This is a genomic window from Acidovorax sp. SUPP1855, assembly GCF_030158955.1.
GTDB lineage: Bacteria > Pseudomonadota > Gammaproteobacteria > Burkholderiales > Burkholderiaceae_C > Paracidovorax.
Genome location: NZ_BQXI01000001.1, coordinates 81,635 through 106,692, shown reverse-complemented (window position 1 = coordinate 106,692; position 25,058 = coordinate 81,635). Strand labels below are relative to the sequence as shown.

At 66.2% G+C, this 25,058-nt stretch carries 21 protein-coding genes; 12 read left to right on the top strand and 9 right to left on the bottom strand.

The annotated features are described in order from the left end of the window. The first annotated feature begins 6 nt into the window (after positions 1-6). The 4 genes from AVMA1855_RS00470 (at position 7) to AVMA1855_RS00455 (ending at position 7,115) form a co-directional block, all read left to right on the top strand. Complete coding sequence (locus tag AVMA1855_RS00470) at positions 7-3,246, top strand: efflux RND transporter permease subunit (protein ID WP_284424194.1); 3,240 nt, start codon at positions 7-9, stop codon at positions 3,244-3,246. A 20-nt stretch (positions 3,247-3,266) separates the two neighbouring features. Next, the gene (locus AVMA1855_RS00465; RefSeq protein WP_284424193.1) at positions 3,267-4,751 is read left to right on the top strand and encodes an efflux transporter outer membrane subunit; all 1,485 of its coding nucleotides are present in this window, start codon (positions 3,267-3,269) and stop codon (positions 4,749-4,751) included. A 186-nt stretch (positions 4,752-4,937) separates the two neighbouring features. Further along, a complete protein-coding gene (locus AVMA1855_RS00460; protein WP_284395382.1) occupies positions 4,938-6,374 on the top strand; it encodes an NAD-dependent succinate-semialdehyde dehydrogenase in 1,437 nt (478 codons plus the stop codon). A 114-nt stretch (positions 6,375-6,488) separates the two neighbouring features. Continuing rightward, positions 6,489-7,115 (top strand): LysE family translocator, encoded by a 627-nt coding sequence (locus tag AVMA1855_RS00455; protein WP_284424192.1) that lies wholly within the window; start codon positions 6,489-6,491, stop codon positions 7,113-7,115. 66 nt (positions 7,116-7,181) lie between these two features. Here the strand turns inward: AVMA1855_RS00455 and AVMA1855_RS00450 are convergent, their stop codons facing one another. Next, the gene (locus tag AVMA1855_RS00450; RefSeq protein WP_284424191.1) at positions 7,182-8,087 is read right to left on the bottom strand and encodes a LysR family transcriptional regulator; all 906 of its coding nucleotides are present in this window, start codon (positions 8,085-8,087) and stop codon (positions 7,182-7,184) included. Between the two features lie 73 nt (positions 8,088-8,160). Here AVMA1855_RS00450 and AVMA1855_RS00445 point away from each other — a divergent pair, with 73 nt between their 5' ends. After that, on the top strand, positions 8,161-9,174 hold the full coding sequence (locus tag AVMA1855_RS00445) for a sodium-dependent bicarbonate transport family permease (protein ID WP_284424190.1): 1,014 nt from the start codon (positions 8,161-8,163) through the stop codon (positions 9,172-9,174). Positions 9,175-9,331: 157 nt separating this feature from the next. Here AVMA1855_RS00445 and AVMA1855_RS00440 read toward each other — a convergent pair whose 3' ends face one another. Then, positions 9,332-9,463 (bottom strand): hypothetical protein, encoded by a 132-nt coding sequence (locus AVMA1855_RS00440; protein ID WP_284424189.1) that lies wholly within the window; start codon positions 9,461-9,463, stop codon positions 9,332-9,334. Positions 9,464-9,777: 314 nt separating this feature from the next. Between AVMA1855_RS00440 and AVMA1855_RS00435 the strand changes: the two genes are divergently transcribed. The 4 genes from AVMA1855_RS00435 (at position 9,778) to AVMA1855_RS00420 (ending at position 12,937) form a co-directional block, all read left to right on the top strand. Beyond that, positions 9,778-10,299, top strand: a complete 522-nt coding sequence (locus tag AVMA1855_RS00435) for a GNAT family N-acetyltransferase (RefSeq protein ID WP_284424188.1) — start codon at positions 9,778-9,780, stop codon at positions 10,297-10,299. Between the two features lie 139 nt (positions 10,300-10,438). Beyond that, positions 10,439-11,371, top strand: coding sequence for a hypothetical protein (locus AVMA1855_RS00430; protein ID WP_284424187.1), 933 nt, complete (start codon positions 10,439-10,441; stop codon positions 11,369-11,371). A 229-nt stretch (positions 11,372-11,600) separates the two neighbouring features. After that, positions 11,601-12,536, top strand: a complete 936-nt coding sequence (locus AVMA1855_RS00425; protein WP_349817079.1) for a DUF6402 family protein — start codon at positions 11,601-11,603, stop codon at positions 12,534-12,536. After that, complete coding sequence (locus tag AVMA1855_RS00420; protein WP_284406052.1) at positions 12,533-12,937, top strand: hypothetical protein; 405 nt, start codon at positions 12,533-12,535, stop codon at positions 12,935-12,937. Before AVMA1855_RS00425 ends, AVMA1855_RS00420 begins: the two co-directional genes overlap by 4 nt. A gap of 376 nt (positions 12,938-13,313) precedes the next feature. Here the strand turns inward: AVMA1855_RS00420 and AVMA1855_RS00415 are convergent, their stop codons facing one another. The 7 genes from AVMA1855_RS00415 to bfr form a co-directional block, all read right to left on the bottom strand. Next, a complete protein-coding gene (locus tag AVMA1855_RS00415) occupies positions 13,314-15,518 on the bottom strand; it encodes a TonB-dependent siderophore receptor (RefSeq protein ID WP_284424186.1) in 2,205 nt (734 codons plus the stop codon). Between the two features lie 160 nt (positions 15,519-15,678). Next, positions 15,679-16,395 carry a DUF4198 domain-containing protein gene (locus AVMA1855_RS00410; protein ID WP_284424185.1) on the bottom strand — a complete coding sequence of 239 codons (717 nt, stop codon included), beginning with the start codon at positions 16,393-16,395 and terminating at the stop codon, positions 15,679-15,681. A gap of 146 nt (positions 16,396-16,541) precedes the next feature. Then, positions 16,542-18,668, bottom strand: a complete 2,127-nt coding sequence (locus AVMA1855_RS00405) for a TonB-dependent siderophore receptor (RefSeq protein WP_284424184.1) — start codon at positions 18,666-18,668, stop codon at positions 16,542-16,544. Between the two features lie 123 nt (positions 18,669-18,791). Next, complete coding sequence (locus AVMA1855_RS00400; RefSeq protein ID WP_284395364.1) at positions 18,792-19,118, bottom strand: DUF3325 domain-containing protein; 327 nt, start codon at positions 19,116-19,118, stop codon at positions 18,792-18,794. A gap of 5 nt (positions 19,119-19,123) precedes the next feature. After that, a complete protein-coding gene (locus AVMA1855_RS00395; protein WP_284424183.1) occupies positions 19,124-20,797 on the bottom strand; it encodes a PepSY-associated TM helix domain-containing protein in 1,674 nt (557 codons plus the stop codon). After that, the gene (locus AVMA1855_RS00390) at positions 20,794-21,099 is read right to left on the bottom strand and encodes a DUF3649 domain-containing protein (RefSeq protein ID WP_284424182.1); all 306 of its coding nucleotides are present in this window, start codon (positions 21,097-21,099) and stop codon (positions 20,794-20,796) included. The genes AVMA1855_RS00395 and AVMA1855_RS00390 overlap by 4 nt, the downstream gene beginning before the upstream one ends. A 388-nt stretch (positions 21,100-21,487) precedes the next feature. Further along, the gene (gene bfr, locus AVMA1855_RS00385; RefSeq protein ID WP_092744334.1) at positions 21,488-21,964 is read right to left on the bottom strand and encodes a bacterioferritin; all 477 of its coding nucleotides are present in this window, start codon (positions 21,962-21,964) and stop codon (positions 21,488-21,490) included. Positions 21,965-22,244: 280 nt separating this feature from the next. Between bfr and ahpC the strand changes: the two genes are divergently transcribed. The 3 genes from ahpC to AVMA1855_RS00370 all read left to right on the top strand — a co-directional run bounded on the left by ahpC (position 22,245) and on the right by AVMA1855_RS00370 (position 25,047). Next, the gene (gene ahpC, locus AVMA1855_RS00380; RefSeq protein WP_272551795.1) at positions 22,245-22,820 is read left to right on the top strand and encodes an alkyl hydroperoxide reductase subunit C; all 576 of its coding nucleotides are present in this window, start codon (positions 22,245-22,247) and stop codon (positions 22,818-22,820) included. Positions 22,821-22,997: 177 nt separating this feature from the next. Then, entirely contained in the window at positions 22,998-24,566 is a 1,569-nt protein-coding gene (gene ahpF / locus AVMA1855_RS00375; protein WP_284424181.1) for an alkyl hydroperoxide reductase subunit F, read from the top strand. A gap of 304 nt (positions 24,567-24,870) precedes the next feature. After that, positions 24,871-25,047: a hypothetical protein gene (locus tag AVMA1855_RS00370; RefSeq protein WP_284395346.1), complete on the top strand. Its 177-nt coding sequence runs from the start codon at positions 24,871-24,873 to the stop codon at positions 25,045-25,047. The last annotated feature ends 11 nt before the right edge of the window (positions 25,048-25,058 follow it).

Genomic DNA, 25,058 nt, shown 5'->3' with positions numbered 1-25,058 from the left:
AACACCATGAATCTCTCCCGCTTCTTCATCGACCGCCCCATCTTCGCCGGGGTGCTGTCGGTGCTCATCTTCCTGTCCGGGCTGATCGCGCTGCGCGCGCTGCCCATCTCCGAGTACCCCGAGGTGGCGCCGCCCTCCGTGGTGGTGCGCGCCCAGTACCCGGGCGCCAACCCCAAAGTGATCGCCGAGACCGTGGCCACGCCGCTGGAGGAATCCATCAACGGCGTGGAGGGCATGCTCTACATGGGCAGCCAGGCCACGACCGACGGCGTGATGACGCTGACCGTCACCTTCGCGCTGGGCACGGACCCCGACAAGGCGCAGCAGCTGGTGCAAAACCGCGTCTCGCAGGCCGAGCCGCGCCTGCCCGAGGAAGTGCGCCGGCTGGGCGTCACCACGGTCAAGAGCGCACCCGACCTGACCATGGTCGTGCACATGGTCTCGCCCAATGGCCGCTACGGCATCGACTACCTGCGCAACTACGCCGTGCTCAGCGTGAAGGACCGGCTCGCCCGCATCCAGGGCGTGGGCCAGGTGCAGATCTTCGGCGGCGGCGACTATTCGATGCGCGCCTGGCTCGACCCGCAGAAGGTCGCGCAGCGCGGCCTGTCGGCAGCCGACGTGGTGGCCGCCATCCGCGGCCAGAACGTGCAGGCCGCGGCCGGCGTGGTGGGCCAGTCGCCCGGCCTGCCCGGCGTGGACATGCAGCTGTCGATCAATGCGCAGGGCCGCCTGCAGACCGAAGAGGAGTTCGGCGACATCATCGTCAAGACCGGCAGCGACGGCGCAGTGACGCGCCTGCGCGACGTGGCCCGGCTGGAGCTGGGCGCGGCCGACTACTCGCTGCGCTCGCTGCTCAACAACGACCCGGCCGTGGGCATGGGCGTGTTCCAGGCGCCGGGCTCCAACGCGCTCGACATCTCGTCGAACGTGCGCAAGACCATGGCCGAGCTGCAAAAGAACATGCCCGAGGGCGTGGAGTTCCGCATCGCCTACGACCCGACGCAGTTCGTGCGCGCCTCCATCAAATCCGTCATCCAGACCCTGCTGGAAGCCGTGGCGCTGGTGGTGATCGTGGTGATCCTGTTCCTGCAGACCTGGCGCGCCTCCATCATTCCGCTGCTGGCCGTACCGGTGTCGGTGGTGGGCACGTTCGCGGTGCTGCACCTGCTGGGCTTTTCGATCAACGCGCTGTCCCTGTTCGGGCTGGTGCTGGCCATCGGCATCGTGGTGGACGACGCCATCGTGGTGGTGGAGAACGTGGAGCGCAACATCGAGGCGGGCCTGACCCCGCGCGAGGCCACCTACCGCGCCATGCGCGAAGTGTCCGGCCCCATCATCGCCATCGCGCTGGTGCTGGTGGCGGTGTTCGTGCCGCTGGCCTTCATCAGCGGGCTCACGGGGCAGTTCTACCGCCAGTTCGCGGTGACCATCGCGATCTCCACGGTGATCTCGGCGATCAATTCGCTCACGCTGTCGCCCGCCCTGAGCGCGCTCTTGCTCAAGGGCCACCATGAGCCCAAGGATGCGCTGACGCGCGGCATGGACAAGGTGCTGGGCGGGTTCTTTCGCGGGTTCAACCGCGTGTTCCACCGCGGCTCCGAGGCCTACAGCGGCGGCGTCAAGCGCGTCATCGGCCGCAAGGCGCTGATGCTGGTGATCTACGCCGCGCTGGTGGCCGCGACCTGGGGCCTGTTCAAGGTCGTGCCCGGCGGCTTCGTGCCGGCGCAGGACAAGCAGTACCTGGTGGGCTTCGCGCAGCTGCCCGACGGCGCCACGCTGGACCGCACCGAGGACGTGATCCGCCGCATGGGCGAGATCGTCAAGAAGAACCCGAACGTGGAAGACGCCATCGCCTTCCCGGGGCTGTCGATCAACGGCTTCACCAACAGCTCCAATTCGGGCATCGTGTTCGTCACGCTCAAGCCCTTCGCCGAGCGCGGCCGCGCGGACCAGAGCGGCGGTGCCGTCGCGGGCCAGTTGAACCAGGCCTTCGGCAGCATCCAGGATGCGTTCATCGCCATGTTCCCGCCGCCCCCGGTGGCCGGCCTGGGCACGACGGGCGGCTTCAAGCTGCAGATCGAAGACCGCGCCTCGCTGGGCTACGAGGCCATGGACGCCGCCGTGAAGGCCTTCATGGGCAAGGCGTACCAGACGCTGGAACTCGCCGGCCTGTTCACGAGCTGGCAGGTCAACGTGCCGCAGCTGTACGCCAACATCGACCGCACCAAGGCGCGGCAGCTGGGCGTGCCGGTGACGGACATCTTCGAGACGCTGCAGATCTACCTGGGCAGCCTGTACGCCAACGACTTCAACCAGTTCGGCCGCACCTACAGCGTGCGCGTGCAGGCCGATGCGGCCTTCCGGGCGCGTGCCGAGGACGTGGGCCTGCTCAAGGTGCGCTCCACCACCGGCGAGATGGTGCCGCTGTCGGCGCTGATGAAGCTCGAACCCAGCTTCGGCCCCGAGCGCGCCATGCGCTACAACGGCTTCCTGTCGGCCGACGTGAACGGCGGGCCTGCGCCCGGCTTCTCGTCGGGCCAGGCGCAGGCCGCCATCGAGCGCATCGCCGCCGAGACGCTGCCGCAGGGCATCGGCTTCGAATGGACCGAGCTGACCTATCAGGAAATCCTGGCCGGCAATTCCGCCGTGCTGGTGTTCCCCATCGCCATCCTGCTGGTGTTCCTGGTGCTGGCCGCGCAGTACGAAAGCCTCACGCTGCCCATCGCCATCATCCTGATCGTTCCCATGGGCCTGCTGGCTGCGATGACGGGCGTGTGGCTGTCAGGCGGCGACAACAACGTGTTCACGCAGATCGGGCTCATCGTGCTGGTGGGGCTGTCGGCCAAGAACGCCATCCTGATCGTGGAGTTCGCCCGCGAACTGGAGTTTGCCGGCCGCACGCCGGTGCAGGCCGCCATCGAGGCCAGCCGCCTGCGGCTGCGCCCCATCCTGATGACGTCGCTGGCGTTCGTGATGGGCGTGCTGCCGCTGGTGCTGTCCACCGGTGCCGGCGCCGAGATGCGCAGCGCCATGGGCGTGGCGGTGTTCGCCGGAATGATCGGGGTGACGGCCTTCGGCCTTTTCCTCACGCCGGTGTTCTACGTGGCGCTGCGCCGCCTGGCCGGCAACCGGCCGCTGCAGCAGCACGGCAGCCACACCGCGCCCCTGACCGATACCCCCGGGACCGGCGCTGGCGCCGTGGCCCACCCCGTGCTGGCGTCGCCGCGCGGGCATGACGAATGAGCGAGCGAAGGAGTTTTGCGATGACTGCCCCCTTGATGTCGATTTCCCTGCCGTCCTGGTCCCGCCTGGCGCCCCTGGCGGCCGCCCTGGTGCTGGCTGGCTGCATGGGCACCCCGCTCGCCCCGCCGCCCGAGCATGCCGGCGTGGCCGTGCCGGCCACGTTCAGCGAGGCTGACGGCGCGCGGTCGTGGACCACCGCGCCTCCCGCCGAGGCACAGCCGCGCGGCGAGTGGTGGCTGGGCTTTCAGGACCCGGTGCTGAACAGCCTGGTGGAGCGCGCCGGCCGCGGCAACACCACCGTGCAGGAGGCCGCCGCGCGGCTGGCCGAAGCGCGGGCGCTGCTGCGCTCGGCCGATGCCAACCGCGCCCCGCAGGTCGGCGTGTCCACCGGCGTATCGCGGCAGGCGGGCGCCAACACCGCCACGGGCGGCCCGGTGCCGGCCACGCTGGCCACGGCGGGCCTGAACGTGTCGTACGAGCTCGACCTGTTCGGCCGCCTGTCGCAGGCCAGCGATGCCGCGCGGCTCGACGCCCAGGCACGCGATGCGCTGCTGCAGAGCACGCGGCTCATGGTGCAGGCCGACGTGGCGCAGACCTATCTGCAATGGCGCGCGGTGCAGGCCGAGCGCGTGCTGGTGGAGGAAAGCCTGGCCGCGTACCGCGACACGCTGCGCCTCACGCAGCGCCGCTACCAAGCCGGTGATGTGGCCGAGCTGGACCTGGCGCGCGTGCAGACGGAAGTGGCCGCCACCGAATCGGAGGCGCTCGCGCTGGAGCGCCAGCAGGTGCTGCTGAACAACGCCCTGGCCGTGCTGGTGGGTGACGTGGCGAGCGGCTTCGCCGTGGCGCCTGCGGGCACTGCAGGCGCTGCCGGCGAAGCGGTGCTGCCCGTGATCCCGGCCGGCGTGCCCGGCACGGTGCTGGCGCGCCGGCCCGACGTGTCGGCGGCGCAGGCCTCGGTGCTGGCGGCGCAGGCCCGCGTGGGCGTGGCGCAGGCGGCGTGGTTTCCGGCCGTCACGCTCACGGGCAACGGCGGCTACGCCTCGCCCGAGCTGGGCGACCTGTTCAAGTGGTCGGCCCGGTCGTGGGGCATCGGTGCGCTGCTGTCGCTGCCGATCTTCGACGGCGGCCAGCGCGCCGCGCAGGAAGAGGGCGCCCGTGCCCGCCTGGAAGGGGCGCTCGCCGCGCACCGGGGGCAGGTGCTCACCGCGTTCCGCGAGGTCGAGGACCAACTGGGCGCCCTGCGCCTGCTGGCGGGCCAGGCCGAGGCCCAGGGCCGCGCCGTGCAGGCCGCCGCGCGCGCCACGCAGCTGTCGGACTCGCGCTACCGCAACGGCCTGGTGAGCCAGCTCGAACTGCTGGACGCGCGCCGCAGCGAGCTGCGCAACCGCCGCCAGGCGCTGCAGGTGCGCACCGCGCAGTACACGGCGACGGTGGGGTTGATCCGCGCGCTGGGCGGTGGCTGGGGCGACGCGCCCGCGCAGGTGGCGGCAGCGCGGCCTTGATCCGCCGGGTACCCGTGTGTGCACGGCCCGGCCCCGCACGGGCTTTGGGGATGTAACCGCGCGGACTGCACGGCCCGGCGAACGGGCCTATAGTTGCCCGTTGGCGCCGCGCGGCAGGGTCCGCCGCGGCAGGGGCTCGCCCCCTTCTTCCTTCCACCCACCCCCGACAGCAGGAGCATTCGCACAATGAGTTACCCCAGCACCCGCCTTTTCATCGCCGGCCAATGGCAGGACGCCGCCGACGGCAAATCCATCGCCGTGCACAACCCCGCCACCGGCAAGGAGATCGGGCGCGTGGCGCATGCGGGCAAGGCCGACCTGGACCGTGCCCTGGAGGCCGCGCAAAAGGGCTTCGAGGCCTGGCGCGACATTCCCGCGGTGGACCGCGCCAAGACCATGCGCCGCGCCGCCGCCCTGATGCGCGAGCGCGCCGACGCCATCGCCGCGATCATGGTGCAGGAGCAGGGCAAGCCCCTGGCCGAGGCCCGCATGGAAACCATGGCCTCCGCCGACATCATCGAGTGGTTCGCCGACGAATCGCAGCGCGTGTATGGCCGCATCGTGCCGTCCCGCAACCTGGCCGCGCGCCAGATGGTCGTGAAGGACCCCGTGGGCCCCGTGGCGGCGTTCACGCCCTGGAACTTCCCGATCAACCAGGTGGTGCGCAAGCTGGCCGCGGCCCTGTCGGCCGGCTGCTCCATCCTCGTGAAGGCACCCGAAGAAACCCCGGCCAGCCCGGCCGAGCTGATCCGCGCGTTCGCCGATGCCGGCGTGCCCGCAGGCGCCGTGGGCCTGGTCTATGGCGACCCGGCGGAAATCTCCAACTACCTCATCCCGCACCCGATCATCCGCAAGGTGACCTTCACCGGCTCCACGCCCGTGGGCAAGCAACTGGCCGCCCTGGCCGGCAAGCACATGAAGCGCGTGACCATGGAGCTGGGCGGCCACGCCCCGGTGATCGTGGCGGAAGACGCCGATGTCGAGCTGGCCATCAAGGCCGCCGGCGGCGCCAAGTTCCGCAACGCGGGCCAGGTGTGCATCTCGCCCACGCGGTTCCTGGTGCATGAAAGCATTCGCGCCGAGTTCGTGGCTGCGCTGTCGCGCCACGCGCAGGGCCTCAAGGTGGGCAACGGCCTGGCCGACGGCACGCAGATGGGCCCGCTGGCCAACCCGCGCCGCATCACCGCCATGGCCGACCTGATGGCCGACGCGGTGCAACAGGGCGCGCAACTGGCCACCGGCGGCGAACGCATCGGCAGCGAAGGCAACTTCTTCCAGCCCACGGTGCTCAACGACGTGCCGCTGTCGGCCCGCATCTTCAACGAAGAGCCCTTCGGCCCCGTGGCCGCCGTGCGCGGTTTCGAGAAGATCGAGGACGCCATCGCCGAGGCCAACCGCCTGCCGTTCGGCCTGGCGGGCTATGCCTTCACGCGCTCGCTCAAGAACGCGCACCTGCTGGCCCAGCGCCTGGAAGTGGGCATGCTCTGGATCAATCAGGCCGCCGCTCCTGCAGCCGAGCTGCCCTTCGGCGGCCTGAAGGATTCGGGCTACGGCTCCGAAGGTGGCTCCGAGGCCGTGGAAGCCCATCTGAACACGCGCCTCGTGTCGATCATGAACGTGTGATCCCCACCGTGTCGTCGAAAGGCCGCGCTGCACAGCGCGGCCTTTTTTTTGGGGTCGAGGCATGCTGCACTCCAGGCGGGTCGAGAGGGAGCCGCGCGCGAATATCATCGTCCGATGTTCACCTTCGCCCAACTGCTCGCGTTCTTGCTCACCGCCGTGCTCATCACGGCCACCCCCGGTCCCGACAACCTGCTGGTGCTGGGCATGGGAATGTCCAGGGGGCGCTGGCAGGGCATCGTGTTCGGCCTGGGCTGCGCGCTGGGGTGCCTGAGCCACACGCTGCTGGCGGTGGTGGGCGTGAGCGCGCTGATCGCCACGTCGCCCGTCGCCTTCACGGCGTTGCGGTGGCTGGGCGGGGCTTACCTGATCTGGCTGGGCATTCAGGCGCTGCGCAGCCAGGGCGCCGGCCGCGTCGATGCCACGGGCGCACCGGCGCAGTCGCTGCGGAGCCTGTTCTTCAAGGGCATGCTCGCCAATGCGATCAACCCGAAGGTGGTGCTTTTCTTCCTGTCGTTCCTGCCGCAGTTCGTGGTGCCGGCGCAAGGCAACGTCGCCCTGCAACTGGGCCTGCTGGGGCTTTTGTTCACGCTGCAGGCGGCAGTGCTGTTCGGGCTGCTGGGCTATTTTGCGGGGGCCATCGGTGCCTGGCTCCAGCGCAGGCCGCGCGCCGGCCTGTGGCTGGACCGCATGGCCGGTACCGTGTTCGTGGGCCTGGGCGTGAAAATGATCGCGGGCCGCTGAAGGCCGCCGCGTCGCGCGGCTCGCTGTGGATGCCATAGCGATGGCACCGCGCGCCGCCCGGTGGCTTCAGGAGTGCACTTCCCACCCGCGCGCCTGTTGCAGCAGTTGCCGCAGAAAGGTCTCGGCAATGGGCGACAGCCGCTTGCCCTGCGGCCACAGCACGTACCACGACGAGGGCACGGGCATGCGCTCCGCTGCCAGGATGGCCACGCCTTCGCTGGCAGGGTCTGCGGCCAGTGCATGCCGCGACACCAGCCCGAGGCCCATGCGGGCCGCCACGGACTGCTTGATGGCCTCGTTGCTGCCCAGTTCCAGACGCACCCGCGGCGCGAAGCTCAGGGCTTTGAAATGCTCCTCCGTCGCCAGCCGTGTGCCCGAACCCGTCTCGCGCAGGATGAAGGGCTCCTTGAGCAATTGCTCCAGCCGCACGCGCCGGCGCGCGGCCAGCGGATGGTCGTGCGCGGCGATGACCACCAGCGGGTTGCTCAGCAGCACCTGCCGGTCGTGCGGCACGCCGCGCGGCGGGATGGACAGGATGTAGAGATCGTCCTCGTTGGCCAGCAGGCGCTGCACCACGCCATCGCGGTTGAGCACCTGCATTGCCACGTCCACGCCCGGATGCTCTTCGCAGAAGCGGCCCAGCATGCGCGGAATGAAGTACTTGGCGGTGCTGGCCAGCGCGATGCGCAGCCGGCCCTGGCTCACGCCCTTGAGCGCGGCCACGCGCTGCTCCAATGCCTCCCAGTCGGCCGCGATGGCGCGTGCCGTCTGCGCCGCCGCCTCGCCCGCCTGGGTGAGGTGCAGCCGCTGGCCAACACGCTCGTACAGCGGCAGTCCGATGGCGTCCGACAGCTCCTTGAGCTGCATCGATGCCGTGGGCTGGGTCACATGGCAGTGGCGCGCGGCCCCGGTGATGGAGCCGGTTTCGGCCAGGGCCAGCATGATCTGCAATTGGCGGAAAGTGGCATGCATAGAGAAATCCCGATGGGTCGGATCGACAGTATCGATTTTCCTTCATCGCCGTTGCCGCCTAGCATCGCGCCCCATGAAACACCTGCTCGATCCCGCGATTCTGTTCTTCGTGCTCGGCCTGGCGGCCGGGCTGCTGCGCTCCAACCTGGAGATTCCCGCGCCGCTGTCGCGCTTTCTGTCGCTGTACCTGCTCATGGCGCTGGGTCTCAAGGGCGGATTCGCCCTGGCCCAATCCGGCTGGACGGTGCAGGTCTCCGCCGCCCTGGTCAGTGCCCTGGTGCTCGCCGTCGCCGTGCCGGCCATCGCATGGTGCGTGCTGCGCCGCCTGCTGCCGCCCTTCGATGCGGCGGCCGTGGCGGCCACCTACGGCAGCGTCAGTGCCGTGACCTTCGTGACCGCCAGCCACCTGCTGGAGCAGCAAGGCACCCCCGCCGGCGGCTACATGGCCGCGGCCATGGCGCTGATGGAGTCGCCTGCCATCGTGCTGGCGGTGGTGATGGCGCATTGGCTGCGCGCCCCGGCCGCGGTGGCCCCCATTGCCGTGGGATCGCAGGCCGTGATGGCCGGCGGCCCGGGCATCGGGTCGGCGCGGGTGGGCTCGCCACTGGGCCCGGTGCTGCGCGAGGCATTGACCGATGGCGGCGCCGTGCTGCTGCTGGTGGGGCTGTTGACGGGTGCGCAGGGCGAACAGGCCATGCATCCGTTCACCGTGGACCTGTTCAAGGGCCTGCTGGCGTTCTTCCTGTTGGACATGGGCCTGATGACGGCGCGCAGCCTCCCGGGCCTGGCCGGGCTCGGCGCGCAGCGCCTGCCGCTGGCCCTGTTCGCCGTGGTGGGCCCGGTGGCGCACGGGTTGCTGGCCCTGGGGCTGGCCAAGCTGGCGGGCCTGGCGGTGCCCGAGGCCACGCTGCTGGCCGTGCTGGGCGCCAGCGCCTCCTACATCGCCGTGCCCGCCGTGCTGCGCCACGCGATGCCGGAGGCCCGGCCGGCGCTCTACGTGGGCCTGTCGCTGGGCATCACCTTTCCCTTCAACCTCGTGCTGGGCATTCCGCTGTACGGCGCCCTGGCACGGTGGTGGCTGGGGTGAGGCCCCGGTGCGGCGCCGTCGTCAGAACCGGTAGGTACCCGTCATCGTGTACGTGCGGCGTTGGCCGTAGAAACAGTCGCCGCGCGCCAGGCAACGGTGGTGTGCACCACGCGGTGTCTGGCGCATGAGAGACCGGGCTACGTCTTCACGCGCTTGCTCAAGAACGCACCTGCTGTCGCGGCGCCTGCACGGGGCTGTCGGTTCTCCGACGTTCGCTGTGCCGGCACAGGGCCAGGCACGCCGCCAGTTCGGCGTGCTCGGGGCTGGTGTGCACAGCGCGAGCAGCCATGCTGTTTGGGGTACCGCCAGGGACTTCGTCGGCAACATCGGCGCTTGGTTGCTCCGCCGTCCCCAGGTCTGGAAACCCCTCGACTCAACTATGAATGCTTGCAGAACGCGCTGTGTGCCGTGATTTCCTTGGCGCCGGCCATTGCTCTCGCGCGATCAATATGTCCAGCAAAACGGTTTGCAACAAATTGCTTTGGGCGATCAAATCTTAAACCGTTAGAGTTCGACACGCTAATGGCTTTGGCGTTATTTAAAATGCTTATAGGGTGCTGGCGAAAAACACCCAGTGATTAGCATGCCTGGCTCTGCCTGAGCATGGTCTTCGAAGACTTGCTTCGTATTTGTATAAATTATGGGGAGAATAAGATGATCAGCATTTTGTCCAGATGGCGCGTGCAACGTAGGCTGGCTCACGTTCCAAAAATCACCATGGATGTGACCAGAACTTACGACATGACTTTTACGGCTCCCAATCCAGACGTGAAAGCCGTCATCAAGAACCAACAAGGAACGACTGTGGGAGAGGCTTGTTATGCGGTATTACCCTTGAATGATCGTGTTTACGTATATAACGTCGAAATTTTTAGCGCGTATCGGAGGCAGGGGTACGGCACTGCTTTGCTGAATTACCTTGCCCAAAACTACAAAATTCCGATCACCGTGGTGAGAGAACTTTCCAGTTCCTGTGGCTTTTGGAAATTTGCCAGAAGTCTGAGTTGCATTGGTGTTCATTTCACTCCGCAACTTTCTGTGTCGGAGATGGCGCTTGAGTCAGAGCGTTGGGCACACCTTCAGCCACATTCACACCCATTCCACGAAGCAACGCCCCATTCCTGAGCGATGAATCAGCCGCCTTGAAGCGATGCTACTGCCCGCAAAATCGAAGCCTGAAAGCCGTTAATATTGATATGGGCAAATATTTTGATAATGAGAGGGTGAAAAATCGTCGAGATGAAAATGCAAAAAAGGTTTTCTAATGAAAAGTCGTAAGGTCTTCATTGTTGGTGGATTATTAATTGCCGCAGGTGCAGTAACGGTGGCCCACTGGGAAGGCGACGCCCTGCCAGTCAATAGATCTACAAAAATCGCTCCTGTTGCGAACTTAAATCTCCAGCCTTTGAGTGCCAGTGCCTCCGGCGCATTGAGTAGGGATGATAAAAATACTTCCCAGCCTGCCAGTGCCAAGGTGCTTGTCAACGGTTTGAAAATGCCGATACGCCCCGTTTGGCAAGGTGTGGTGGATTATCGTCAAGGTAAAAAGGGTCGGTCAATTCAGGAGGAAGTCATCGCAGGACTCTCTTTTTGTGCTTCTACGGAGCTAAACAGGGAAGCAGCGGTGGCAGAAAAGAGCCGTACAGGTGTAACGGCCCAAACTGCTGTCCTTGACTCTATGGTGAAGGCGCAAAGCGAGATGTGCGCCCGCCTTTCGGATGCTGACTACGAATTGCGCTCGGAGATTCTCGGTAATTGGGCCAGAGACGGTGATTTGGACGCGATGGTGGCTTTCTATACGGCGGGACCTTTAGGCAGATGGGGCGCAACCACTGGGCCCCAGACCCTTGAAAACCCAGTAGTTAAAGAGTGGCAGACACAGGCGGTTTCATGGTTGAACGTGGCTGCGCAGCAAGGGCAGATAGGGGCTTTGCTGCTTCTTTCGGATGTGTACGACAACAAGCCCGTAACTGAACGTCCCGGTGCGGTTTTCAGTGATCTTTACGATCCCGTGCGCTCATATGCTTATGCGCACGCTTGGCATTATTTGGTCGGTCGTGATGAATCGAAACGCCAAGCTCTGCTTAAAAGCGATTTTCTCAATAGAGCTGAATCCGGAATTTCTAAAGAGCAACGGGATCTGGGACGCGTCGAATCACAAAAAATCATCGAATCTTTGGGGGAAATTAAACCATGAAGAAAATCAAAAATAATTTCCTTTAGCATTGCTTCCGTGGTGCCTATTGGGAACCTCTCAAAACCTTTGAATTTGCAGGTTTGAGCGCCGTAACTCTTTGATTTATAAAGGTGTTGAGTGGCTGGCATCGGGGTTTTGGGAGGTTCCCAAAAATCAAGACTGCTAATTATTTGATGAATGGGCCGAGTCACTACAAATTGCCTTGAGCCACGCCGATATGTAGCGGACGGTGGACGCGCTCGAAATGATGGAAAGAAATATTAAAAAGAGAAATTTTATGACCGATATATTGCAAGATGCGCTGGCTGCAATCAGCGGAAATTCTAAAAAGAAAGAACCAACTTACCAAACCAAAGTTTTCCAACTGCGCGACATCCCCAATGTGATGCGTTCACGATTGGGCTGGCCCGTAGCTGCCAGTTTGATGGACCGGTGGTTCAATGGTGCGTCATTTGCGCTTTCTCCAGAAGCCAAACGCAGTGCTGAGGGAAATCGGCTTAGCCAGTTGCCCACGACGCAGCTTGACGAGACGACTGTCACTATGGCGTGGGCGCTGAAATTCGCTCGCGTCCAGACGGCATTGGCTCAACTACAGGCTAAGTGGCCCAGCACTGCGGGATTGACTCTTTTGAAGCGCCGGGTTGTCCGAGAATCTCGTCAGCGAACGCAGCAATGCTGGCGTTTCGGTAACCTGGACCAACCAGCCAAGATTATTGATGATCTCTTTCAAGTCAATTATTTGGGCGTTGGCAAATCGGGTGACCCCATGGATGACTTCTATGGTGCCATGGGAGAGTCCCAGCTCAACATTGCTGTTTCTGGAATTGTCACCCCTCAATCGGGTGGAAAAATCCTCATTGAAATTGATGAGCTAGGTTTTTATTTGCGAGATTCTTACGATTTCAATGATGCTTCGTTGATATCGCAACCTCTTGGCTGCTGGGGTTTCAGTGGCGTTGAATGTGGGCTCTCCACCATATTAACTATCCAAATTGAAGACTCAACCGTTGACGAAAAGCCTTCGGATGTGGAGAGGCGGAAATATTACGTAAACAATGGTGATTTTCAGAAGTGGCGTAGTAAAAACAATAAAGGGGGAGATTTCATGGTGCTGTCTGACGTATACCGCGTGCACCTTCCATTTTCTCAAAAATTCACTTTATGAACACCCCAAAAAAGAACAAACGCCACCTTCACCGGGTTGTCATCACGCTTCTTTGCATGCTTGCTTTCGTCGGTCTATGGTATGCATCCAAACCGAAACTTTCTCATACGTCGCTCAGCCCGCGCCACGTTTATCGGGTGGAATACTATGACGCTTCTTTCATTCAGCGGATTATTCATTACAAAATGAAAATTCCTACATTCGTTCGCTTGTATCGAAACGATCCGGAAGTTCTTCTGGGTGAAAGCAAGGTGGTCGATATGTGGATGAATGGGCAGCTGTACTGGTGGTTTGAGTCGCCGCTGAATGTTGTTCAAATAGGCAATGATGTTGTTTTTGAAAACATCCCACCTGAATGCATGAACTGCGAAAGACTCACACCTTCTCAGGTTATGCCGTAGGCACGTTGTGGCGCATCTATGGGGCCTTGTTGAATAAAAAATTTCTTCCAGATCAGCGTTCTTTACGAAAGATTCTTGCTTCGTGTATGGCACAAGAATCTTTCTCTTTAATCTCTCCAAAGGCCAGTGCTGCATTTTCTCAACCGTCGGGGAACCTCTCAAAATCTCCGGATTTGCAAGTTTGAGCGTCGTAACTCGTTGATTTAAAGGTGCTTGGTGGCTGGGATTGGGGTTTTGAGAGGTTCCTTATTGTGTTGTCGGCTGACTATGGCTGTTGTCTTTGCAGCAACTGCTGGATGATCAAGCGGTGGCTACTATCGGCTGGGCTCCGGCAGGCGAGCAGTGCTGGCTCTGCCTGCCGGGATAACTCTTAGGTTCAGAACCGGTAGGTGCCCGTCATCGTGTAGGTGCGGCGCTGGCCGTAGAAGCAGTCGCCGCGCGCCAGGCACTGCGTGATTTGCACCTTGTCGGCGAGATTGACCACGTTGAAGGCCAAGCGCCAGCTGCCGGCGTCGTAGGCCGCCATAGCATCGGCGATGAGTGCCGACGGCGTGGTGATGGCCGTGGTGCCGGTCCACTGCGAGCCGGTGTAGCGCACGCCCGCACCCACCGTCCAGCCGCCGCGCCCTTCGGCCGCGAAGCGGTGCATGAGCCAGCTCGATGCCGTGTGCTTGGGCACGCTGGCCACGGGCAGGCCCTGGTCGCCGGCATTGCTGCGCGAGATGACGGCGTCGGTGTAGGCGTAACCCACTGTCCAGTCCCAGTTGCGGGCCAGGCTGGCGGTCATCTCGGCCTCGAAGCCCTTGGTTTTCACCTCGCCAAGCTGCAGGCTGTTGAGCGGGTTGGAGGGGTCGTTGGTCTTGCGGTTCTTCTCGCGCAGCTGGTACACGGCGGCATAGGCGCTGATGCCCCGGTCCTGCGGCTGCCACTTCACGCCGGCTTCCCACTGCTCGCCCCGCTGGGGCTTGAACGGGGTGCCGAAGAAGTCCACGCCGCCCAGCGGCTGGAACGATTCGGAGTAGCCCACGTACGGTGCCCAGCCGCCATCGGCCTGGTAGGTGGCGCCGACGCGCTTGGTCCAGGCGGTGTCGTCCACGGCGGCGGCGGGGCGGCCGGCCGTCTCGGTCTTGGCGCTGTCGTGGCGCAGGCCGAGCGTGGCCGTCCAGCGGCCCCAGCGGATCTGGTCCTGGGCGTAAAAGCCCAGCTGGCGCTGGGTGACGTTGGGCTGGCGCACCAGCGCGGAGGCCGAGGGCGCAGTGAAGTTGCCGTACACCGGCGCATAGGCATCGATGCCCGAGATGGTCTGGAACCACGAGGACTGGCTGGTTTCGTTGCGCTGCGCGTCCATGCCGAAGAGCAGCGTGTGCTCGGTGGCGCCGGCCTGCACCTTGCCTTCGATCTGCGTGTCCGCCAGCAGCAGGCGGCTGGAGTTGATCTGCCAGGAGGCGTCGCGCAGCAAGGTGCGGTTGTCCGCATTGAACACCGGGCGCGCCGGCCGGCCGGTGGCGCGGTTGGCGCTGAAGCTGGTGTAGATGCTGCGGTAGTCCACCTCGCTCACCGTGCGGCGCAGGTTCTGGCGCACCGTCCATTGGTCGTTCAGGCGGTGGCTGAACAGATAGCCCCAGGAGTTGTTCTCGGTGTCGAAGGCGTCCCAGCCCGGTTCGCTGATGAAGGTCGAGGTCGGGATCTGGCCGTAGGGGCTGGACAGCCGCGTGCCCTGCCAGGGAAAGAAACCGATCAGCGAGCCGCTTTGGTCTTTCTGGTGCGTGAACTGCAGCGTGAGCGAGGTGGCGGCGTTGGGCTTCCAGGTGAGCGACGGGGCGAGGATGAGGCGGTCGTCGCTCACGTGGTCGACCTGCGAGTCGCTGTCGCGGCCCACGGCCACCAGCCGGTAGAGCCACTCGCCGTCCTGGGTGAGCGGGCCGGTCATGTCGGCGGCGATCTGCTTGCGCGCGTAGTTGCCCAACTGCACCTGCACTTCGCGCAGCGGCTCGGCCTGCGGGCGCTTGCTGGTGAGGTTGAGCACGCCGCCCACGCTGCCCTGGCCGTACAGCACGGACGAAGGGCCGCGCAGGAATTCGACGCGCTCCAGCAGGTAGGGCTCGGCCTTGGTGTTGTTGTAGGTGCCGTAGGTGCGCAGCAGGCCGTCCTGGTACTGCGTCACGCTGCCGCCGCGTGCCGTGAAGTTGTCCACCCGGCTGTCGAAGTAGTTGGAGACCATGCCGGCGGTGTAGGCCGTGGTCTGGCGCAGGGTCAGCGCGCCTTGCGCCTCCATCTGGTCGCGCGTGACCACGCTGATGGCCTGCGGGGTTTCGATGAGCGGCGTATCGGTCTTGGTGGCCGAAAGGGCGCGCTTGGCGACGAAGCCGCTGACGGGCGCGGTGGGGCTTTCCTGGTCCGCGCCGGCCTTGACGGTCACGGGGGCGAGCGTGGTTTCCGCCACGGGCGCGGCGGACTGGGCCTGGACGGCGCTGGCGCCCAGGCCGCACAGCAGCGCGATCGCGGTGTGCAGGGCGGCGGCCAGGGGCAGGGGGCGGCAGGGCGCGCCGTGGGCACGCGGGTGAAGAAGGTGCGAGGTCATGTTGCTACTTTTTCAATAGCACTCCTGGCAATGAATCCGCTGGCAGGAGGGCTGTTCGGTTCAAAAATGCGGCGCGCAGGGCGCCGCCGCCGTCACGGCGCGGTGGCCGTGAAAGGTCTTCGGGGAGGGTGGGCCGGTCAGCGCCGGCCCGGCGCGGCGGTCAGTGCGCGGCCGGGGCGGGCAGCGGGGGCGATTCCATGCCGGCCGCCTGCACGAAGGTGAGCGTCGTGAGGTAGCTGGCCTCGCCGTACTTCTCGCCCGCGTGTTCGCCGGGTTGCTTGTCGCTGTGCTTGACCTCGGCCACGTACTGGCCCTTCCAGGGCAGCTCGAAGTGCACCGTGCCTTCGGCATTCGTGGCGGCCTCGCGGGCCCAGCCCGAGGGCGATACCAGGGTCACCTGGGCCTTGGGCAGCGGCTTGCCGTTGAACACCACGCGCAGCTCGCCCGCCTTGCCGGTGGGCACCACGTCCAGCGGCGCGGTGGCGGCCACGGGCTGCGCCAGGCTGGCCACCCAGCGCGCGGCGGGGCGCCACAGCAGCGGTGGCTGGCCGGCCTTGGTGCGGTCGATCAGCGGATACGGCGCCTCGGCGAACAGCGTGTCGGCCGGCGCCGGCAGGGCGTAGGTGAACGCGGTGGCGGTGCGCTGGCCTTCGATGCGCCGGGCCTCGCCGCCGCGTGGCTGCTGCTCGAGCACCGGCACGCCCTTGAACTTGTCGAGCGCACCGGGCGACTTTTCCAGCAGGCCGTCGGCATATTCGCCGAACTGCACGCGGGCCTGGGCGCCGCTGGCCTCGATCCAGACCTGGTGGGCCTGGACGGCCGTGGCCGCCAGCGCGGACAGCACGGCGGCGGTGATGGGCTTGAGCAAGGTGGACATCGGAAAGCTCCTGTGAAACAGAGGTTGAAAAAACGTTAGCTATCAAATAAATAGCGGTATGCCCTAGAAGAACATGCGCTGGAGGCCGTTTCGATGCAAAAAGGCCATGGCGGCCGGCAGCATCGGGGCCCCGCTCGGCCGTGCGCCTAGTAGCGCGCCTTGAGCGCCACCGTCACGCGGCGCGGCTCGCCGTAGAAGTTCTGGCGGCCCAGGCTGGAGACCTTCTCGTAGTAGGTCTTGTCGAACAGGTTGTCCACGTTCAGGCTCACCGAAAGCTTGTCGTTGATCTGGTAGGCCACCTGGGCGTTGAACAGCGCGTAGTCGCCCGAGGTCAGGCGCACCGTGCCGCTTTGCGCGAAGAACTCGCTGCGGTAGCTCACGCCGCCGCCCACGCTCAGCCCCTGCAGCACCGGGCCCTTGAAGGCATAGCGGGTGGACAGGTTCACGCTGTGGCGCGGCGTGATGGGGCTGAACACCTGGCCCTGCTGCGACACGGGGGCCTGCAGGTACTTGGTGGCGGTGAAGGCGTAGCCGGCGAGCACGTCCCAGCCGGGCGCGACCTGGCCGCTCACCTCGGTCTCGAAGCCCTGCGCGCGCACCTTGCCGCCGGCCAGGGAGGCGGTGGGAACGTCCGGGTCGGCGATGGCGCGGTCCTTGTCCAGGATGCGGAAGAGGGCGAAGTGCGTCTGCAGGCGCTTGTTCAAAAACTCGCCCTTCACGCCCGCCTCGATCTGGGAGCCCGAACGCGGCGTGAGCAGGCGGCCCGCGCGGTCCAGGCTGGACTGCACCACGAAGGTCTCTGCGTAACTCGTGTAGGCCGAGAGGTTTTCGTTCAGCTCGTAGATCGCGGCCACCGAGGGGATGAACTGCCGTCCGGGGTCGGCGGTGGCCGTGGTCTGGCCCGTGCCCAGCGTGCGCGTCTCGGCCTTGGCCCAGGACAGGCGCCCGCCGGCCAGCACCTTCAGGCGCTCGGCCACGCTGACCTGCGCCTGGCCGTACAGCGCGTTCTCGGTGCGCCGGGTGGCGCTCTGAAAGCCGGGCAGCGTGATGCTGGGGTAGGGCAGGTCGTACTGCGGATTGAAGATGTTGGCGGTGCGGGGCGCGCCGAAGGCGGAGTTGCCGTCCAGGCTTTCACTGGTCGTGTGGCTCACGCCCAGCAGCACGCGGTGCGTGCGGCCGGCCAGCGACAGCGGCGAGGCGATGTACAGGTCGTAGTTGCGGTCCTTCAGGTCCTGCTGGAAGTCCACCGACTGCAACTGGTAGTTGCCGTTGGCGGCCACGGCCGAGTTGGCCCGCACCGAGCGGTACAGCGATTCGCGGTGCACGTCGCGCGCCACGAACTTGACCTGCCCGCCATTGGACAGGCGGTGCTCCAGTTCGGCGAAGGTGTCGGTGTTGTCCAGGTCCTGGCGGTTGGCGGCGATGCCCGCGAACGTGGAGCGCGGCACGTCCAGCAGCCGGCCGTCGGCATACGCGGGCAGGCCCTGGTCCACCGTGGCGCGCACCTTCTGGCGCGTGTGGCCGACCGACAGCGTGGTGGACGGGGTGATGTCCAGCTCCAGCGTGCCGTAGCCCAGGGTCTTGTCGTTCTTCAGCGTGGCGACGTGGCTGTCGCGGTCGTCTTTCACCGCCACCACGCGGCCGCGCAGCGTGCCCGCGGCGTTGAGCGCGCCGGTCAGGTCCACGTCGGCGCGGCGCATGTTCCACGAACCCGCGGACACGTTGGCGTTCAGCCCCAGGGCGGACTGCGCACGCTTGCGCACCAGGTTGATGGTGCCGCCGGGTTCGCTCGCGCCCTGCAGCAGGCCGGACGGACCGCGCAGCACCTCGATGCGGTCGTAGATGGCGGTGTCCATCGCGGTGGCGTAGTTGGGGCCCTGCGGGATCGGCACGCCGTCCAGCAGCAGCGCGCCGATGTCGAAGCCGCGTGACTGGATGGTGTTGTAGTTGCCGGCGCCATCCAGGCGCGTCACGTTCACGCCGGTGGTCTGCTTGACGGCGTCTTCCAGCTTGGTGAGGTTCATGTCATCGAGCCGCTGGCGCGTGATCACGCTCACCGACTGCGGCGTCTCGCGCGGCGACTGCACCAGCTTGCCCACGCTGATCTCGCGGGCGATGTACTGGCCCGAGCCCTCGGTGGCCTCGCCCTGCGGGGCATCGGTCACCTTCACCTCGGGCAGGGCCACGGTGGGCGCCGCCGTCTGGGCGTGGGCGGTGGCGGCTGCGGCGAGCCATGCGGCCGCGGTGATGGCGTTCAGGGGAGGCAATCGCATGAAAGGCTTTCCGTCGATGAAAGAAACGACACGGCGTGGAGACATGGCTTCCCGCGCGCCCGGGGGGCTGCGGGTGGCTGGAAAAAATGGAACCGGGCGCGAACCCGGTCGGCGGGCCCTGGGCTAGAGCGCCAGCGCCAGCAGGGCCGCGGCACCGGCCACCAGGCCCAGCACGGGCAGGCGGCGCGGCTGCCAGGTGGCCACGGCCGTGGCGCACACGGCGGCCAGCGACAGGGCCATGGTCCACCACGTCACGCTGAGCGCGGCGGTGCTGTCGCCCGGCCACGCGGCGGCATGCACGAGCGACAGCGCCAGCAGTGCCCAGCCCACGCGGCGCAGCGTGCGCAGCTGGCGCTCGCCGCCTTCGCGGTTCCAGGCGTCCTGGTGGTGGCGGTCCATGCCCAGCGCCAGGCCCGACCAGCCGGCAAAGCAGAGGAAGAATTCGAACATGGCGGTCAGGCTCCTGCGGCAGGGGTGGAGGGGGTGCTCGGGGGCGTGGCGGAGCCGGTCTCGGCGGACCGGCCCCGGGTGGCGACCACTTTCGCGCCGCGCGCGGGGCGCAGCCGCCAGGCCATCCAGCCGAGCAGGGCGCCGGTGGCCAGGAACGACAGGTCCATGCCGGCCCACACCCATTCGCCGGCTGGCAGCGTCACGCCCAGGTGGGTGTGCGTGGTGAAGGCGTTCAGCACCGGCAGCGCGGCGAACACCGCGCCCGCCAGGCCCAGCAGCACGCTCCAGCCCCAGCGGTCCGGCCGCACGATGCCGATCAGCAGGGCCAGGCCCCAGGCGCCGAAGAAGCACGACAGCTCGGCATCGGCGCGGCCTTCCAGGTCCAGCGGCAGCAGCCGGTTGGAGGCCAGGAACACGCCCGTGGCCAGCGGCAGGCCGCCCAGCAGGGCCACGTTGAGGCTGGCCACCAGGCGCTCGCCGCGCCGCAGCGGCGGCGCGGCGGCACCCTTGCGCTGCGCCTGCTGGCGGCGCTTGACGCTCCACAGCACCATGCCGGTGGCGATCATCAGGCTGCCCAGCACGCCGAAGCCGAACAGGCCCCAGCGCATACCCGGCCCGGCGAAGCGCGCCAGGTGCAGGCCGTAGAGCACGCGGTAGGTGCGCAGGGCGGGCGAATCGGGGTCGATCAGCGCGAGCGTCTCGCCGGTGACGGCATCGAAGCGCATGCGGGCGGGGCCGTACTGCAGGCGGTCGCCGTCGTGGCGGGTGACCTCGATCACCGCCCGGTCGCCGTCGCGGCGGGCGCTGAGCCCGCCGATGCGCGCATCGCCCCAGGTGCGGTGCGCGCTGGCCAGCACGGGCGCCAGATCGGTCAGGGGCAGCGCCGGCACGGCCTCGCCCGGCGCGCGGCGCGCGCTGCGCCCCGAGGCCGTGTCGCCCTGCATCTCGGCGAAGTAGGTCTGCGAATCCGTGCCCTTGGGGTCGGGGTAGGCCGCGGCAATGCCCGAGGGCATGTACATCGAGTGGAAGATCATCAGCCCGCTGAAGGTGATCATCAGATAGAACGGCAGCACCAGCACGCCCGAGACGTTGTGCGCGTCCAGCCACGCCCGCTGCCCACCCTTGGTGGGCCGGAAGGTGAAGAAGTCCTTGAAGATGCGCCGGTGCGTGACCACGCCGGTCAGCAGCGCGATGAACATCAGCATCGTCGCCACGCCCACCACCCAGCGGCCCTCCAGCGTCCAGCGGCCTTTTTGCGCGGTGCGCAGCTCGAAGTGGAAGCGGTAGAAGAACTCGCCGCCCATGGTGTCGCGCGTCTCGATGGCCTCGCCGGTCTGCGGGTTCATCAGCAAGGTCTTGAAGCGCCCGCCCTCCTTGCCGCGCCACAGGATGGTCACGCCGGGCTGGCGCTCGTCGGGCAGGCGCATGAACCACTGCGTCACGTCGGGCACCTTGCGGTGCAGCGCCTGCTGCGCGCGCTCGGCCACGTCGGCGCTGGCGGGCGGCAGGGCATGCAGCTCGGGCCGCATCCACAGGTTGAATTCGGTCTTGAAAAAGCTCAGCGTGCCGGTGAAGAAGATGGCGAACAGCAGCCAGCCCAGGATCAGGCCGGACCAGGTGTGCAGCCAGGCCATGGCCTGGCGGAAACCTTCGCGCTCGGGTGCGGTCTTCGGCTTCATGCGCCCCCCAGCCAGCGGGGCGTCATCGCCAGCGCGCCCAGGGCAAGCGCCGGCAGCCCGAGGGCGCCCCAGGCGCCCCAGGCCGTGCGTGCATAGAAGGCCCAGGCCACGGCGCAGGCATAGACCAGCCACGACAGCAGCGTGGCGGTGAGCACCGCCTCCACGCGCGGCATGAACGGCATGAGGCCGAGGGTGAGGGCGGCGGTGACTGCCGCCGCCAGCGCGTAGCCACCCAGCCCCCCCGCCAGGGCGCGGGAGGTGATCGCCAGGCGGTAGCGCCAGTCGACGCGGGCCGCCTTCATGGCCGGGCGGCGCCCACCGGAGCGATGGCAGCCGCGTGGGAATGGGTGACGGAAAAAGGGTGATCGGCCGGGGTGGCGAAACAGGCGCGCGCAGGACAGTGCAGCATCGAAAGGCTCCATGCAGGTTGGGGCGCTGGCTGCAGGCGGGGCACAGGGCCCGGGGCGAACTGGCTGGCTGGCTAGGCCGGTATTCTAGGTTTCATGAGAATCGTTCGCATTCCGTTGTGTGCAATCGCAACAAACAGTGGGAACTTGGGCGCGATGGGCACGCCACCTGATGCGTGCGCGCCACACTTTCAGGGGCGATACCGGGGCGGAAACGAAAAACCGGCCCGAAGGCCGGCTGGAGCACGGGTTACCCGGGGGCGGGTGCCGGGCAGGTGGTGCGTTATTCGATCTCGCCCATCTGCGACTGCAGGTAGTTCTGCAGCCCGACCTTGGCCAGCAGGTCGATCTGCGTTTCGAGGAAGTCGATGTGCTCTTCGGTGTCGTCCAGGATGCCCTGGAGCAGATCGCGCGAGACATAGTCGCGCACCGTTTCGCAGTGGGCGATGCCGTCCTTGATGGTGGCCTGGGCACCGCGCTCGGAGCGCAGGTCGCATTCGAGGATCTCGGGCACGTCCTCGCCGACTTGCAGCTTGGCCAGGTCCTGCAGGTTGGGCAGGCCGTCCAGCATGAAGATGCGGTCCATGAGCTTGTCGGCATGCTTCATCTCGCCGATCGACTCTTCGTATTCCTTCTTCGCCAGCTTGTCGAAGCCCCAGTGCTTGAGCATCCGGTAGTGCAGGAAGTACTGGTTGATGGCCGTCAGTTCGTTCTTGAGCTGTGCCTGCAGATGCGAAATGACCTGTGCGTCGCCTTGCATGGAGATTCTCCTTGTGTGGGTTTGGGGTGCGATTGTCATGACGCGGGCCATGTGGCGCAAGGCAATCCCCCTGCCCGGGCGGTATGGCTGTGTTTGATGCTGAGTTGTGTTCGCGTTGGGCGTCCTCAGATACAGTCGTTCGCTCCTGCCCACGCCACCGAGCCCCTTGCTTTTTATAGCCTGCGGCAATCGACTTGATGAAGTCAATTAATTGGATTGATGGGTTGGGAGCGCCTAAACTTCAGGTTTTCGTGTTCAGCCATCAACCTAGGAAACAGCAATGTCCCTGATCAATACGCAAGTCCAGCCCTTCAAGACCACCGCTTTCGTGAACCGCGACGGCAAGGGCGACTTCATTGAAGTGACCGAAGCCAACCTCAAGGGCAAGTGGTCCGTCCTGATTTTCATGCCGGCGGCCTTCACCTTCAACTGCCCCACCGAAATCGAAGACGCGGCCGACAACTATGCCGAGTTCCAGAAGGCCGGCGCTGAGGTCTACATCGTGACGACCGACACGCACTTCTCGCACAAGGTGTGGCACGAAACTTCCGACGCCGTCGGCAAGGCCAAGTTCCCCCTGGTGGGCGACCCCACGCACCAGCTGACCAACGCGTTCGGCGTGCACATTCCTGAAGAAGGCTTGGCACTGCGTGGCACGTTCGTGATCAACCCCGATGGCGTGATCAAGACCCAGGAAATCCATTCCAACGAAATCGCCCGCGACGTGTCGGAAACCCTGCGCAAGCTGAAGGCGGCCCAGTTCACCGCCGCCAACCCAGGCCAGGTCTGCCCCGCCAAGTGGAAGGAAGGCGCCAAGACGCTGACGCCTTCCCTGGATCTGGTCGGCAAGATCTAAGCCCCTCGGCCTCCCGCAGGAGCGGGGCGCCCCGGGCGCCCCTGGCCGGACAGCAGCATGGCGTGCGCGCCATGCCGTCCGGCTTTTTTTCGCCCGCTCACCCCCGATTTCTCCGCTCCGTGCCCGGCACTGGCCGCACCGCCCAACGACATAACTCGAATCGCAAAGGACACCACCATGCTCGACGACCAACTCAAAACCCAACTTTCGGCTTACCTGGAGCGCGTGACGCAACCGTTCGAGATCGTGGCGTCCCTGGACGGCAGCGAGGTTTCCACCCAGACCCGCGAACTGCTGGAAACCATCCAGGGCCTGCGCAGCGACAAGATCACCCTGCGCACCGACGGCAACGACGCGCGCAAGCCCTCGTTCACCCTGCAGCGCGCCGGCACGCAGACCCACCTGCGCTTCGCCGGCCTGCCGCTGGGCCATGAATTCACCTCGCTGGTGCTGGCCCTGCTGTGGACCGGCGGCCATCCCCCGAAGGTGGAGCAGGACGTGATCGAGCAGATCCAGGCCCTCGATGGCGACTTCGAGTTCGACGTCTACATGAGCCTGACCTGCCACAACTGCCCGGACGTGGTGCAGGCGCTGTCGCTGATGGCCATCCTCAACCCGCGCATCAAGACCACGGTGATCGAAGGCGGCGCCTTCCAGCAGGAAGTGACCGACCGCGAAATCATGGCCGTGCCCATGGTGTTCATGAACGGCCAGGTTTTCGGCTCGGGCCGCATGACCGTGGAAGAGATCGTGGGCAAGCTGGACACCGGCGCGGCGGCGCGCGATGCGGCCAAGCTCTCGGCCAAGGAAGCCTTCGACGTGCTGGTGGTCGGCGGTGGCCCGGCCGGCGCTGCGGCCGCCGTGTATGCCGCCCGCAAGGGCATCCGCACCGGCGTGGCCGCGGAGCGCTTCGGCGGCCAGGTCAACGACACGCTGGACATCGAGAACTACATCTCGATCAGCAAGACGGACGGCCCCAAGTTCGCCGCGGCGCTGGAGCAGCACGTGCACGACTACGAGGTGGACCTGATGAACCTGCAGCGCGCCAAGGCCTTGAAGCCCGCCGCAGCGGAAGGCGGCCTGATCGAGGTCGAGCTGGAAAACGGCGGCACCTTGCGCTCGCGCACCGTCATCCTCTCGACCGGCGCGCGGTGGCGCAACATGAACGTGCCCGGCGAAGACCAGTACCGCACCAAGGGCGTGACCTACTGCCCGCACTGCGACGGACCGCTGTTCAAGGGCAAGCGCGTGGCGGTGATCGGCGGCGGCAACTCCGGCGTGGAGGCGGCCATCGACCTGTCCGGCGTGGTGGCGCACGTCACGCTGCTGGAGTTCGCGGCCGAGCTGAAGGCCGACGCCGTGCTGCAGCGCAAGCTGCGCAGCCTGCCCAACGTGACCGTCATCACCCAGGCGCAGACGACCGAGGTGCTGGGCGACGGCAACCGCGTGACGGGCCTGGCCTACCAGGACCGCGCGAGCGGCGAAGCGAAGCAACTGGCGCTGGAAGGCATCTTCGTGCAGATCGGCCTGTTGCCCAACACCCAGTGGCTGCAGGGCACGGTGGAGCTGTCGAAGTTCGGCGAAATCGTGGTGGACTCGCATGGCCGCACCAACGTGCCGGGCGTGTTCGCCGCGGGCGACGTGACCACGGTGCCGTACAAGCAGATCATCATCGCGGCGGGCGAGGGCGCCAAGGCGGCCCTGGGCGCATTCGACCACCTGATCCGCACCACCGCACCGGCGTGATCGAAGGCGCCCTGGCGCCTGGATGACGGGGCGCCACGCGCTCCGCTCCTTTTTTCTGTCTTTTCAAAGCACAAGGCGGCTTCCGGGGCCGCCTTGTGCTTTTTGTCGTTCTGCCGTGCGCGGGGAGGGGCGCCCCTGCTCCAGGAAGGCCGCTGCCGTCATGGCGCTGACATGGTGCGGGCGGATCATTCGGGTTGCAGATTCCTGCGTTTAAGCACTTTTCTGCAACTGCAAGGCGGTCCCCCCGAAGTTCGGTCTTTGGCCCAGTCCGCCGCTTGATCCACTCGACCCGCGAGACCCTTCCATGACCTTGATCCCTGCAGCCCTTCGATCGCGCCCCCGCTGGGCGCGACCGCTCTTCATGTTTCTGGCCGGTTCGGCGATGGCGTTGGCCCTGGCGGGCTGCGGCGGCAGTGGCGGAGGCGGCACCTCCGCCGATGCCCCCGGCGCCGAAAAGACCCAGCTGCGCTGCGCCCCTTGATCGCGCACGCC